This is a genomic window from Actinosynnema sp. NPDC023587 (assembly GCF_040640215.1).
Classification (GTDB): Bacteria; Actinomycetota; Actinomycetes; order Mycobacteriales; family Pseudonocardiaceae; genus Actinosynnema.
The window spans coordinates 383,700-397,443 of the sequence record NZ_JBFABG010000004.1; the positions used below are offsets into that span (position 1 = coordinate 383,700).

At 72.2% G+C, this 13,744-nt stretch carries 11 protein-coding genes; 7 read left to right on the forward strand and 4 right to left on the reverse strand.

Going from position 1 to position 13,744, the window contains the following annotated elements; translation table 11 throughout:
* The first annotated feature begins 28 nt into the window (after positions 1-28).
* From AB0G01_RS14110 to AB0G01_RS14120, 3 genes are all read left to right on the forward strand, one after another.
* The gene (locus AB0G01_RS14110; protein WP_360944354.1) at positions 29-2,710 is read left to right on the forward strand and encodes a tetratricopeptide repeat protein; all 2,682 of its coding nucleotides are present in this window, start codon (positions 29-31) and stop codon (positions 2,708-2,710) included.
* A gap of 10 nt (positions 2,711-2,720) precedes the next feature.
* Positions 2,721-3,830, forward strand: a complete 1,110-nt coding sequence (locus tag AB0G01_RS14115; protein ID WP_360944357.1) for an SAM-dependent methyltransferase — start codon at positions 2,721-2,723, stop codon at positions 3,828-3,830.
* Positions 3,831-4,186: 356 nt separating this feature from the next.
* Positions 4,187-4,885 carry a haloacid dehalogenase-like hydrolase gene (locus AB0G01_RS14120; RefSeq protein WP_360944360.1) on the forward strand — a complete coding sequence of 233 codons (699 nt, stop codon included), beginning with the start codon at positions 4,187-4,189 and terminating at the stop codon, positions 4,883-4,885.
* Positions 4,886-4,981: 96 nt separating this feature from the next.
* Here AB0G01_RS14120 and AB0G01_RS14125 read toward each other — a convergent pair whose 3' ends face one another.
* Complete coding sequence (locus tag AB0G01_RS14125) at positions 4,982-6,160, reverse strand: MFS transporter (protein ID WP_360944363.1); 1,179 nt, start codon at positions 6,158-6,160, stop codon at positions 4,982-4,984.
* A gap of 158 nt (positions 6,161-6,318) precedes the next feature.
* Between AB0G01_RS14125 and AB0G01_RS14130 the strand changes: the two genes are divergently transcribed.
* Complete coding sequence (locus AB0G01_RS14130) at positions 6,319-6,993, forward strand: FadR/GntR family transcriptional regulator (RefSeq protein WP_360944366.1); 675 nt, start codon at positions 6,319-6,321, stop codon at positions 6,991-6,993.
* 195 nt (positions 6,994-7,188) lie between these two features.
* On the opposite strand, the gene AB0G01_RS14135 is transcribed toward AB0G01_RS14130, so the two are convergent.
* Positions 7,189-8,097, reverse strand: coding sequence for a LysR family transcriptional regulator (locus tag AB0G01_RS14135; protein WP_360944369.1), 909 nt, complete (start codon positions 8,095-8,097; stop codon positions 7,189-7,191).
* A gap of 87 nt (positions 8,098-8,184) precedes the next feature.
* Between AB0G01_RS14135 and AB0G01_RS14140 the strand changes: the two genes are divergently transcribed.
* Together AB0G01_RS14140 and AB0G01_RS14145 are read left to right on the forward strand one after the other, a co-directional pair.
* Positions 8,185-9,081, forward strand: coding sequence for an EamA family transporter (locus AB0G01_RS14140; protein ID WP_360944372.1), 897 nt, complete (start codon positions 8,185-8,187; stop codon positions 9,079-9,081).
* Positions 9,082-9,202: 121 nt separating this feature from the next.
* A complete protein-coding gene (locus tag AB0G01_RS14145) occupies positions 9,203-10,132 on the forward strand; it encodes a pentapeptide repeat-containing protein (protein WP_360944375.1) in 930 nt (309 codons plus the stop codon).
* A gap of 467 nt (positions 10,133-10,599) precedes the next feature.
* Here AB0G01_RS14145 and AB0G01_RS14150 read toward each other — a convergent pair whose 3' ends face one another.
* A complete protein-coding gene (locus tag AB0G01_RS14150) occupies positions 10,600-12,165 on the reverse strand; it encodes a cobyric acid synthase (RefSeq protein ID WP_360944378.1) in 1,566 nt (521 codons plus the stop codon).
* 7 nt (positions 12,166-12,172) lie between these two features.
* Here AB0G01_RS14150 and AB0G01_RS14155 point away from each other — a divergent pair, with 7 nt between their 5' ends.
* Positions 12,173-12,880, forward strand: coding sequence for a hypothetical protein (locus tag AB0G01_RS14155; RefSeq protein WP_360944381.1), 708 nt, complete (start codon positions 12,173-12,175; stop codon positions 12,878-12,880).
* Here the strand turns inward: AB0G01_RS14155 and map are convergent.
* A complete protein-coding gene (map, locus tag AB0G01_RS14160) occupies positions 12,867-13,724 on the reverse strand; it encodes a type I methionyl aminopeptidase (RefSeq protein WP_360944384.1) in 858 nt (285 codons plus the stop codon). The genes AB0G01_RS14155 and map overlap by 14 nt on opposite strands.
* Positions 13,725-13,744: the final 20 nt, after the last annotated feature.

Here is a 13,744-nt window from a genome sequence, read left to right on the forward strand (position 1 = left end):
ACAGCCGGGCACCGGCACGATGCACGGCGTGACAGGACACCCCCGTCAGGCCCCGGTGACGGCCGCTTCCGGGTCGGCGGTGCACCGGACGATCGTGGTCGTCGACGTCGAGGGCTTCGGCGACCGGCAGCGGACCCTGCCGCACCAACTGGGCACCCGCGCGGGCCTGTACCGGGTGGTCGAACGCGCGCTGCGCGCGGCCGGGGTGCGGTTGCGCGACTGCCACCACGAGGACCGGGGCGACGGCCTGGTCGTCCTCGTCCCGCCCGAGGTGCCCAAGACGCCGCTGGTCGAGGTGCTGCCCTGGGCGCTGGTGGCGGCGCTGCGGGAGCACAACGCCGCCGGACCGCCCGAGCAGCGGTTCCGGCTGCGGCTCGCCGTGCACGCGGGCGAGGTCGCCTTCGACCACCACGGCGTGACCTCGACCTCGCTGACCACCGCGTTCCGGCTGGTCGACGCCGCGCCGCTCAAGCAGGCGCTCGCGGACTCCCCCGGCACGCTCGCCCTCCTCGTGTCCCGGTGGGTCTTCGACGAGGTGGTCCGCCACTCGGCGGTGCTCGACCCGGCCACCTTCCGGCCGGTGGCGGTGCGGGTGAAGGAGGTCCGGGACACCGCCTGGGTCGCCCTGCCCGACCACCCCTACCCGCGCACCCCGGCGGTGCTGGACCGCCCGACGACCGACGCGGGGACGATCCCGCGCCAACTGCCCGCCGCGCCCGCGCCGTTCATCGGTCGGCGGGACGAGGCGGACCGGATCGACCGGGCCCTGGACACCGGCGGGGCCGCCACGGTGCTCATCTCCGCGATCGGCGGGGCCGGCGGGATCGGCAAGACCTGGCTGGCGCTGCACTGGGCGCACCGGCACGCGGAGCGGTTCCCCGACGGCCAGTTGTTCGTCGACCTGTGCGGCTTCTCGCCCACCGGTGAGCCGATGCCGTCGACGGAGGCGCTGCGCGGGTTCCTCGACGGCCTGGGCGTCGACCCCGGCCGCGTGCCGGCGGACCTGCACTCCCAGGCCGCGCTCTACCGCAGCCTGGTCGCCGGCAAGCGGGTGCTGGTCGTGCTGGACAACGCCGCGACCGTCGAGCAGGTCGCGCCGCTGCTGCCCGGCGACGCCGGGTGCGCGGTGGTGGTGACCAGCCGCCGCCGCTTCGACAGCCTGGTGACCGCCCACGACGCCCAGTACGTCGACCTCGGCGTGCTGGGCGGCACCGAGGCCCACCGGCTGCTCAGCACGAGGCTCACCACCACCCGGATCGACTCCGAACCCGAGGCCGTCGACCACCTGCTCGACGTCTGCGGCGGATTCCCCCTGGCCCTGGCCATCATCGCCGCCCGCGCCCGCACCCGCCCCGACCTCCCGCTGGCCGCGCTGTCCGCCGAGCTCCGCGACGAGGCCACCCGCCTGGACGCCCTGGACAGCGAGGACCCGGCCGCCAGCCTGCCCACCGTGCTGTCCTGGTCGCTGCGCGGCCTCCCGCCGCCACAACGGGAGGTGTTCGCGCTCCTGGGGATCGCACCCGGCCCCGACATCGGCGTCGACGCCGCCGCGAGCCTCGTGGACCGGCCCGCGGCGGACACCCAGCAGGCGCTGCGCCGCCTCGCCCAGGCGTCGCTGCTGATCGAGGACACCCCGGGCCGGTGGCGGATGCACGACCTGATCCGGCGCTACGCCGCCCAGCGGGCGGCCCACGAGCTGACCGAGGCCGAGCGCGGGGCCGCGTTGCGCCGCACCGTCGACTTCTACCTGCGCGAGGGCGCGACGGCCGTGCTCCAGTTGCACCCGTTGGCCCACTACGCGGTGATGCCGATCTTCGTACGGCCATCCGCCGCGCCCGCCGCGCCCTCGCCGGCCACGACGCGCCAGGCGGTGGACTGGTTCCGGAGCGAGTACCGGAACCTGGCCGCCGCCGGGCAGGTGGCGCTGGAACGGGGCTGGCACAAGCACGTCTGGCAACTGGCGTGGTCCATGCAGGGCATACGAATCCTGCTGGGGCGCTTCGCCGAGAACGTGGCCGTGTGGCGGACGGTCCTCACGATCGCCGACCGCCTTCCCGGGACGGGTGTGACGCCGTGGACGCACGGGTGCCTCGGGGCGGCCCTGACCTGGAACGGGGAGAACGCCGAGGCCGAGCACCACCTGACGCTCGCCCTGGAGGCCGCGATCCGCCTGGGCGACGTCCAGAACGAGGCGCACGCCCACTTCCTGCTGGCCTGGACGCTCGAACAGGCGGGCGACGACGAGCGCGTGTGGGAACACGCCACGCGTTGCCGGCAGTTGAGCCGGGAAGCGGGTCTGGCACAGGGCGAGGCCTACGCCCTGCACTGCCTGGGCCGCTGCCACCTGCGGGCGGGCGATCACGACGAGGCGTCCGCGTGTTTCGCGCTCGCCGTAGAGCTGCACCGCGCGCAAGACGACCGGTTCGGCGAGGCCGAGATGCTGGACAGCCTGGGCCGGTGCACCCGGCTCGCGGGCCGGCCCGGCGCGGTGGAGCACCACCGCCGGGCGCTGGAACTGCACCGGGCCCACGGCTTCACCCGCTCGGAGGCGGACTGCCTGGACCACCTCGGGCACGCCCACCTGGCCGACGGCGATCACGACCAGGCCCGCCAGGTGTGGCGGGAAGCCCTGGACCGGTACCGGGAGCAGAGGCGCGACGACGACGCCGACCGCGTGCGGCAACAACTCCAGGAGCTCGACGGCGGCTGAGAATTTCCCGATGCGCACCACCGTGATCACCGCCGTGATCACCGCCTCCGAGTACGAGGTCGTCACCGCAGTCTCGACAACGGCAAACCGCCAACCGACCAAACTCCACGAATTCCACCCCGGCCCTGTCGACCACGTCCGCACCGACGCCCGTTTCCCGGGGTGCTGCGGAAAGTCGGGAAAACACGCCGATCCCCCACCGAGCCGATCGCGTCGGCGGAACACCGCCGCCTGGCAGACTCGGCGACCGCCCATTCAGAGGTTGTGCCCGGTTTGTCCCCCGGGAACGATCACGCGGGTCGGCAACCGGAGGGAAGACATGGAGCAGGCAAGCTGGGTCCCGTCCTCGGTAGACCTGGACCGCCCGAGCGCAGCTCGCATGTACGACTACTACCTGGGCGGCTCGCACAACTTCGCGGTCGACCGCGAAGCCGCGCAGTCCGTCGAGCAGATCTTCCCCGGCATGGCGGGAGCCGCACGGGCCAACCGCTCGTTCCTGCGCAGAGCGGTCCGCTACCTGCTGGCCCAGGGCATCGACCAGTTCCTGGACCTGGGTTCGGGCATCCCGACGGTCGGCAACGTCCACGAAATCGCCCAGCAGTCCACCGCGAACGCGAAAGTCGTCTACGTCGACGTGGAACCGGTCGCCGTCGCCCACAGCACGGCACTGCTGGCGGACAACCCGGACGCCACCGCGATCCAAGCCGACGTGCGCGACCCGGATTCGGTGCTGGACAACGACAAAGTCCGGGCGATGCTCGACTTCACCCGCCCGATCGGCCTGCTGATGGTGGCGGTGCTGCACTTCGTGCCGGACGCGGACAACCCGGAAAAAGCCGTGGCCCGCTACCGCGCGGCCCTGCCGAGAGGCAGCTACCTGGCCATTTCCCACGGCAGCCTGGAAGGCATCCACGCGGACGGCCTGGGCGATTCGGAACGGATCAAAGCCATCTACCGCCGAACGGACAGCCCCCTGGCTTTCCGCTCACGCGAGGAAGTAGCCGCCTTCTTCACCGATCTGGACGTGGTCCCCCCGGGCGTGGTCCCCCTGTCGGAGTGGCACGCAGACTCAGCCGACGCCTACATCAGCGCCTACGTAGGCGTAGGCCGCAAACCCTGAAACCACACCCCGGGCACCCATACCCAACTCCGGCGAGTCACGTTCTCCCCGGATGGGACAAAGTGCTTTGGCTGCGCAGCGTCGTTCGGTGGTGCTTGATGCTGCCGGGTTGCGTCAGGCGGGGCGATCCTGCGCTCGACGTCGTGGCCGAGCCCCTGGGGGTCGGCCGGAGTGTGCCCGTGATGAACTCTCCTCCTGGCCGGATTTCACCGGTCCTGACTCGTTTCACCGTCGATCGGTCGAGTCCCATCGCCTTGGCGATCGCGAAGTCCGATCGGAGGCCCGCCGGGAGTGCCGCCCTGGTGACCCTGTTCGCGTCGAACATGACCCTGAAACCGGGTGACAGACTGGGGATCATGATCACGCCTCGGGTGCTCGTGCTCTGGGACATCGACCACACACTTCTGCAATCACGCGGAATGGGACGCGAGATGTACGAGCGTGCGTTGCCTCTCGTGTTCGGTCGGCCGTTCGCGGAACTCGCCGAGGTGAGCGGGCGGACGGAGTTGGACATCATCGCGGAAACCCTCGTTCTCCACGGGATCGAGCCCACCACCGAGCACGTGGACCGATTGGCCCGCGCGTTGACCGCGAGTTACGAGGCGGGTCGCGAGGAACTGGCCGAGCGAGGACGAGTGCTGCCGGGGGCGCGGGAAGCACTGACCTCGCTGGCCGAAGAACCGGCTGTGCGGCAAGGCGTGCTGACCGGCAACCTCCGCGCCGTGGCGCGCGTGAAGTTGCGGGTGTTCGCCTTGGACCAGTACGTGGACCTCGAATGCAGCGCCTACGGCGATGATCACCGGGACAGGGCGGAATTGGTCGACATCGCGCGAGCGCGGGCCGCTGAACGCGTCGGAGCCGAGTTCACCGGACTCCGCACCGTGCTGATCGGTGACACGCCGCGAGACGTCGAGGCGGCCCGAGCGGCGGGCGCGCGGGTGATCGCGGTCGCCGGCGGGCAGAGCGACCTGGACGAACTGCGGAAAGCCGGAGCCGACGACGTGTTGGCAGATCTGCGCGACCTGCCGACCGTCAGGCGACTACTGCTCGCCTGACCTCCACACCATGCCGAGAAATGTCCGCCCGCTGCGTCGAGCAGTCGAGGTCACGAATGACCCTGCATCTCCGAAAGCCACCCCGACCGCACGCCCTCACACCGTACGAGGACGCCCCGCGACCCACCCCAGCCCGGTCAGCAGCAACAGCAGCACCACCAGGACCAGCATCGACAGCGTCCAATCCCCGGTGGCCCCGCGCAGCACCCCGAAGGCGAACGGCCCGGAAGCGGAGATCAGGTACCCGATGCTCTGCGCCATCGCGGACAGCCGGGCGGTGTCCGCTGTGGACGACGTGCGCAACGAGATCATCACCAGCGCCAGCGGGAACATCCCCATCCCGACGCCGATCAGCACCACCCACAGCGCCGGCGCGAGAGCGGGCGCGAGCGCCAGGCCCAGCACACCCGCCACCGACAGGACGCCCAACCCGAGCACCAGCCCGGACTGGCTCTTCCTCCGCGCCGCCAGCGGCGGCACGATCAGGCTCACCGGCACGCCCAGCACCATGGTGATCGCCAGCAGCAACCCGGCCGTGGTCCGGTCCACCCCGGCGTCGCCGAGGATCTGCGGCAGCCACCCCATCACCGTGTACGCCAGCAGGGACTGCAAGCCGAAGAACACCGTGATCACCCAGGCCAGCGGGCTGTGCACCAGCGAGCGCCGCGCGCCCGTCCGGACCGGCGCGGACCGGACGACCTCGCCGTGCCGGGCCCCGGCCAGCCACACCACCAGCGCCGCCGCCGACAGGAACGCCCACGCGCCCACGGCCAGCCGCCACGACCCGAAAGCCGACTCCAGCGCCGGGGTGAACGCGGCCCCCAACGCCGCGCCCGCCGCCAGCGCGGCCGTGTACACGCCGGTGATCAGACCGACCTTGCCCGGGAAGGAATCCTTGACGACCACCGGGATCAGCACGTTGCAGACCGCGACCCCGGCGCAGGCGACGAACGTGCCGCCCAGCACCACCGCCGGTCCGTCGACCACGCGGAGCACCAGCCCGGCGGTCAGCACCACGAGGGAGAGCGCGACCGCGCGGGCCATCCCCAGCCGCCGGCCGAGCCAGGGGGCCAGGAACGCGGCGAACCCGAAGCACAGCGTCGGTACCGCCGTCAGCACGGACGTCCACGCCGTGGACACCCCCAGCGACGTCCGCACGTCGCCCAGCACCGAGGCCAGGCTGGTGACCGCCGGACGCAGGTTGGCGGCGGCGAGCGCTACGCCGATCGCCAACAGGGTGCTGCCGACCAGGGCAACTTGGCGGTTCCGCACCACCGGAGCAGCAGGACTACCAGAAGGATGGACCGCGATCGTCGCGTTGGCACTGGCATCAGTGGCAATGTGAACCATCGGTGTCCGGTCTGGCTGGGTCTGCTGGGTCGTCACCGGATTACTATTACAGACATAGGATGTTCGGATGAAAGGATGACGCTGTGCCGTTGGCCACTACCCGACGGGCCGGACTCGTCGACCAGGTGATCGACCAGATGAGGGACGCGATCGCCGGCGGCGAATGGCCGGTCGGCCAGCGCATCCCGCCGGAACCGGAGCTCGTCACCGCGCTCGGCGTGGGCCGCAACACCGTGCGGGAGGCGGTGCGCGCGCTGTCCCACGCCGGTCTGCTGGAGGTCCGCCAGGGCGACGGCACGTTCGTGCGCGCCACCAGCGAACTGTCCGGCGCGGTGCGCCGGCTGTGCGGCAGCGAGCTGCGCGACGTGCTCCAAGTGCGCCGCACGCTCGAAGTCGAGGGCGCACGCCTGGCCGCCGCCCAGCGCACCGACGACGAACTGCGCCGACTGGAGGCGCTGCTCGCGGAACGCGACGCGGCCCTCGCCGACAAGGACTGGGAACGCCTGGTGGAGCGCGACGCCGCGTTCCACGTGCTGCTCGTGCAGTGCTCGCACAACACCTTGCTGGCCGAGCTCTACCAAGGGCTCACCGAGGCCGTCCGGGCGAGCATCACGGCGACCGTCGACACCGACCACGAGGACGACCAGGTCTCCCACGGCGGCCTGCTCGACGCCGTCCGGGACCGCGACCCCGCACGAGCCGCGGCCGAGGCCGGCGGCTTCCTGGAGGAACTGCTGGAGCGGCACACAGACCGCTGACCGAACCGCACCCACCCGCACGAACCCACCACCGCCGACAAGCGGCCTGACGCAGGGCGGGGACCTCCCACGGCGGCGGAAGTGCCTTGGGAGGTCCCCTGGTGTGCGGCCTGCGAAACGGCCGGGTGATCAGCCGTTCCACCCGGAAGTCGTCACACCGCCCCCGGTCGCAACAGCCCGATGCGCGATCGTTACTCACGCGGTCGAACGTTCATCCCAACAGCCGCGCAACGCCGCCAGCGTCGCCACCACCGCCGGTCGCCGACCGGCCTGCGTGCGCCACATCGCGTACACCCGCCGCGTGGGGGTCGGCGTGAACGCCACCGCCCGCACTCCGGCGGGCAGCCCCCCGCGTCCCAGCCGGGGCAGCAGCGCCACCCCCACCCCGCGCTCCAGCAGGGCGAGCTGCGTCTCGTACTCCCCGATCCGGAAGACGAGGTCGGGTTCCATCCCCGCCGCCCGGAACGTGTTCACCAGCCAGTCGTGGCAGATCGTGCCCTCGGGCTGGCAGATCCACCGCTCCCCGGCCAGGTCTTCCGGCACCACCGACTCCCGGCCCGCCAGCGGGTGCCCGACCGGCAGCAGCACGTCGGCGAAGTCCTCGCCCAGCCGCGCCCGGGACAACCCGTCCAGCACGGTCAGCGGCGCGTTGTCCCAGTCGTGGGTCACCGCCAGGTCCAGCTCGCCGCGCGCCACCGCCCCCATCGCCGGCGGCGGGTCCAGTTCCACCAGCCGCACGTCCAGCGCCGGGTGGTCGCGCGCCAGCGCCACGAGGACGGCCGGCAGCAAGCCTCGCGCCGCCGTGGCGAACGCGCCGATCCGCAGCTCGCCCACCGCCGCACCGCGCTGTTCCTCCAACTCGACCTCGGCGTGCTCGACCAGCCGCAACACCTGGTCGGCGGTCGCCGCCAGCAGGTGCGCCGCGTCGGTCAGCGCGATGCCCCGGCCCCGTCGTTCCAGCAGCGTGGTGCGGGTCTCGCGTTCGAGCTTGGCGATCTGCTGGGACACCGCCGAGGGCGTGTAGCCGAGCGCGGTGGCCGCCGCGCCGACCGAGCCGTGCCGGGCCACCGCGTGCAGGGCCCGCAACCTGCCGAGATCGAGCATGACCCCACCATAGTGTAGCGCTCCTTAACTCATAGCTTCAGAAGCAATCGCTGGTGCTAAACGGTTCCACCGCCAAGACTCGGGAGTGTGAAACCCAGCCACGCCGCGCTCGCGGTGCTCACCACCACCATCTGGGGCATCAACTTCGTCGTGATCAAGGTCGGCCTGGACGAGTTCCCACCGCTGCTGTTCTCCTCGTTGCGGTTCCTCGCGGCGGCCGTGCCCGCGCTGTGGTTCGTCGGCAGGCCGCGCGTGGCGTGGAAGTGGGTGGTCGCGGTCGCCTTCGCGCTCGGCGTCGCCAAGTTCGGCCTGCTCTTCCTGGGCATGGGCGCGGGGATGCCCGCCGGGTTGTCGTCCCTGGTGCTCCAGAGCCAGGTCGTGTTCACGATCGCCTTCGCGACGGTGCTGCTCAAGGAACGGCCGCGCCCGGTGCAACTGGTCGGCATGGGCGTCGCCGCCACCGGGATCGTGCTGATCGCGCTGGACTACGGCCTCACCAGCCCGCTGTCCGCGCTGCTGCTGGTCGTGCTGGGCGCGATCGCCTGGGGTCTGTCCAACGTGGCCACCCGCTACGCCAAGCCGCCGGACGCGCTGAGCTTCATCGTCTGGGTGAGCGCGGTGGCGACCCTGCCGCTGCTGGCCCTGTCCGCGATCTTCGAGGGCCCGACCGCGATCGTCGACGCGCTGAGCGGTGCCACCTGGGCCGGCGTCACGTCCCTGCTGTTCGTCGCGTGGGTCTCGACGCTCTTCGGCTTCGGCGTGTGGGGCTTCCTGCTGCGCGAGCACAACGCGAGCACGGTGGTCCCGTTCGCCCTGCTGGTCCCGGTGGCGGGCATGTTCTCCGGCTGGCTGTTCCTGGACGAGCAGGTCTCCCCGGTCCGCCTGGGCGCGGCGGCGCTGGTAATCATCGGCATGGCGGCGGCCACCATCCACACACCCGCACCGCGCCCGCTCCCGGACCAGGTCCCGTTGTCGGTCCCGTGACCGACGGCTCCCCACACCCGGGATCGTCACCGGAACGTGCGGCAAAATCACCCACAAGAGCCTAATTCCCTTGCCCGAACCGGTGATTGACGGATGATCACGCTTGCGCTGGGGTGGGTCGGTGGAGCATCGGGTGCTGTCGCCGAGGACGATCGCCGGCTGGGGCATCGGACTGCTCGTGCTCGCCGCCGGGTCGATCGTGCTGCTGCTGGCCACCCTCGGGTCCGGCGCGCCGGAGGACGGCGTGCGGCTGGACGTCGTCCGCACGGCGTCCAGCCTCGTGCTCGGCGCGGGCGGCGCGGCGGCGCTGCTGCTGACGGCGCGCCGACAGCGGTCCACCGAGCTCGACCTGGCGCAGAAGGACCACGACGCCACCGAGCGGCGGGTCACCGAGCTGTACGGGAAGGCCGCCGACCAGTTGGGCAGCGACAAGGCCCCGGTCCGGCTGGCCGGGCTCTACGCGCTGGAGCGGCTCGCGCAGGACAACCCGGCGCACCGGCAGACCATCGTGCACCTGGTGTGCGCCTACCTGCGGATGCCGTTCACGCCGCCGCCGGGACTGCGCACGCGCGGCCCCGGACCCCGGGACACCGCGCGGTTCCAGGAGCAGGAGGTGCGGCAGACCGCGCTGACCCTGCTCACCGGCCACCTGCGGCCGGACCGGCCGGACGTGTTCTGGTCGGACGTCTCGCTGGACCTGTCGCACGCCACGCTCGTGAAGCTGACGCTGACCCACGCCGAGGTCCGCCGGGCGGCGTTCGTGGGCACCACGTTCGTCGGGCCGGCCACGTTCCGCGGCACGGAATTCGTCGATCACGCGGACTTCCGGGAGGCACAATTCCGCGGTCTCGCGGATTTCCGCCGGGTCGGCTTCGGCGAATCGGTGTTCCGGGGCGCGTGTTTTTCCGGTGAGACGGATTTCGGCGTGCACACCCCGGCGTCCCTGGCCGGAGCCCGAGCCAAGGCCGTTGACCTGCGGCGCAAGTGGCCGAACGGGTGGTCGGAACAGCCCGGCGAGGACGGCTGGACCGTTCTCGTGCGCGAGTCGTAGCGAGCATCGACCGAGCGGAGTACGTATCTCCGGCGGTCCCGGCGGTACGTTCACTCCAGTGCCTACTGGTGAGTGGAGGTGTGCCGTGCAGCAGTGGATCGAGTGCATGGCCCCCCACCTGTCCGCGTGCGTGGCAGTCCCGTAACGGGATCTGCCCCGGCGGATTTCCCCGTGGGTTCCCCAGTGGATTCCCTGGCGGGCTTCCGAACGGACTCCCCGAGTTCCGATGGGCCGCGTTCGCGGCCACCGGGCCCACGCCGGCGAGCGGCAATGCCGACTTGGCGGTCGAACGGACGCCTGCCGCGTCCCCGGTGGCCGATGATCCGGACCCGACGGCGACCGACCGGTGCACCCGCGTGACTTGGTGGTCACGCGCACCGGACGACGCCTGCCGGTCACGCGATCCGCGATCCGACCACCGGACCGGGCACCGGCACGCCCCCAGCACCCGCCCCGGCGCTCCGGGGTCAGGTGATCGGCGGCGCGCCGCCCGGTGGCACGACCGGCAGCCCCGCCGGCGCGCCCCGCTCCACCAGCGCGCGCACCGCCGTCAGGTCCAGGTGCTCGGTGACCAGGTCGCCCAGCAGGTCGAGCTGCGCCTCCCGCTGCCCGGCGAAGTCGGTGTCCGGCGCGGGCCGGAAGCCGTCCCGCCCCGCGTGCCCGGCCGCCCACCGCAGGAACGCCCGGCGGAACGCGTCGTTCTCCAGCAGGCCGTGCCAGTGGGTGCCCGCCACGCGTCCGGCCAGCACGCCCTCCGGCGTGCCGTCCGGCAGCACCACCAACCCGTCACCGCTTCGCCGCACGACCTGCCCGTGGTGGATCTCGTAGCCGCGCACCGGCTCCCCGAGCGCCGAGCCGTGCGGGCGGTGCAGGGTCTTCGCCGCCGCGAAGCGGAAGTCGACGTCCAGCAGGCCCAGCCCCGCGACCACGCCGGCCCGCGACTCGACCTCGTCCTCGATCCGCCCGCCGAGCATCTGGAACCCGCCGCAGATCCCCAGCACCGGGCCGTCGTGGCGGATGATCGCGTCGGCCAGCCCGGTCGCGCGCAACCAGGCCAGGTCCGCCGCGGTCGCCTTCGAGCCGGGCAGCACGACCAGGTCCGCGTCGGCCAGCCGGGACGGCTCGGTGACGAACCGCACCGACACGCCCGGCTCGGCCGCCAGCGCCTCGACGTCGGTCGCGTTGGAGATCCTCGGCAGCCGGACCACCGCCACCCGCAGCCACTGGTCACCGCGCGGCGGCGAGGGCCGGCCGATCACGCCGTCGGCCGCGTAGGACAGCGAGTCCTCGGCGTCCAGCCACAGCTCCTCGCGCCACGGCAGCACGCCGAGCACCGGCCGCCCGGTGAGCTCGTGCAACTGCCGCAGGCCGGGTTCCAGCAGCGCCGGGTCACCCCGGAACTTGTTCACCACGAACCCGGCCACCAACGCCTGGTCCGCCGGGTCGAGCAGGGCCACGGTCCCGAACAGGTGCGCGAACACCCCGCCCCGGTCGATGTCGCCGACCACCAGCACCGGCAGGTCGGCGGCGCGGGCCAGGCCCATGTTGGCGATGTCGTTCGCGCGGAGGTTGATCTCGGCGGGCGAACCCGCCCCCTCGCACACCACGACCTCGAAATCCCGTCGCAGCTCGTCCAACGTGGACAGCACGGTGGTCATCAGCGACGCCTTGCGGTCCCGGTAGGACAGCGCGGACACCTCGCCCACCGCCCGTCCCAGCACCACCACCTGCGACGTGCGGTCACCGCCCGGCTTGAGCAGCACCGGGTTGAACCGCACGCTCGGCTCCAGCCCGCTCGCCGCGGCCTGCACCGCCTGCGCCCGGCCGATCTCGCCGCCGTCCGCGGTGACCACCGAGTTGTTCGACATGTTCTGGGCCTTGAACGGGGCCACCCGGACACCTTCCCGGGCCAACCAGCGGCACAGCCCCGCCACGAGCACGCTCTTGCCCGCGTCCGAGGTCGTCCCGGCGATCAACAACGCACCGCCCACCGTCCGCAAAACCCCCTCGTTGTCGGTCCCGGCTGACATCATCCACGTCATGGACTCCGCCCCCGCCACCACGGTCCTGGTGCACAGCCCCTACCTGGGTCCGGCGAGCCTCCGGCCGCTGGCCGACGAGCTCGACGCGCTCGGCCGGCCGGTGCTGCTGCTGGACGTGCGGGTCACGGTGAACGCCGCGCCCGTCCACCAGCGGTTGATCGGCGGGTTCGCGGACGCCGTGGAGGACTCCCTGGTCGAGGGCGAGCTGGTGCTGGTCGGGCACAGCGGGGCCGGCCCGCTGCTGCCCGCGTTCGCGGACGCCCTGGAGACCCCGGTCACCGGTCTGGTGTTCCTGGACGCGGACCTGCCCGCACCTGGCCGGAGCTGGCGCGACGACGCGCCGGACGACCGGATGGCGCACCTGAAGTCGATCTCGCGGGGCGGTCTGATGCCCCGCTGGGACCGGTGGTACGCGCCGGAGGAGCTGTCCGCGATGGTGCCGGACGTGCGCCTGCTGGAGGAGATCGTCGGCGAGGAGCCGGAGGTGCCGCTGGCCTTCCTCAAGGAGCCCCGGCCCACCGTGGCGTGGACCGGGCCGTGCGGGTACCTGCGGCTCAGCGACGCCTACCGCCGGCCGTTCGCCACCGCCCGCGACCTGGGCTGGCCGGTGCGCGAACTGGACAGCCACCACCTGGCGGCGGCGTCCGAGCCGGCCTCGGTCGCGGGCCCGCTGGCGGAGCTGGTGGCCGAGCTCAGCACACGGTGAGGATCTCCGAGCCGCTGTCGGTGACGACGATGGTGTGCTCGAACTGGGCGGTCCAGCTCTTGTCGCGGGTGGTGACGGTCCAGCCGTCCTCCCACACGTCGTGCTCGATGCCGCCGAGCGTGATCATCGGCTCGATGGTGAACGTCATGCCGGGCTCGATCAGGGTCGGCACGTGCGGCGCGTCGTAGTGCAGCACGACCAGCCCGCTGTGGAACGTCCGCCCGATGCCGTGACCGGTGAAGTCGCGCACGACGCCGTAGCCGAACCGGTTCGCGTAGGCCTCGATGACCCGACCCACCACGTTGAGCTGCCGGCCGGGCTTGACCGCCTTGATGGCCCGCATGGTGGCCTCGTGGGTGCGCTCGACGAGGAGCCGGACGTCCTCGGCCACGTCCCCGGCGAGGAAGGTGCCGTTCGTGTCGCCGTGCACCCCACCGATGAACGCGGTGACGTCGATGTTCACGATGTCGCCGTCCTGGACGACGGTCGAGTCCGGGATGCCGTGGCAGATGACCTCGTTCAACGAGGTGCAGCAGGACTTGGGGAAGCCCCGGTAGCCGAGGGTCGACGGGTACGCGCCGTGGTCGCACAGGAACTCGTGCGCGACGGCGTCGATCTCGTCGGTGGTCACCCCGGGCACGACGACCTTGCCGGCCTCCTGGAGCGCCTGGGCGGCCAACCGCCCGGCCACCCTCATGGCCTCGATGACCTCGGGCGGCTGCACCCACGGGTCGGTGTTGCGCCGGGGTTCCTTCCGATCCACGTACTCGGGCCGCTCGATTTCGGCGGGCACCGGTCGACGCGGGGATAGTTCACCTGGCTCCAGGGCGGCACGCACGGACATGCCCGACACATTACGGCTCA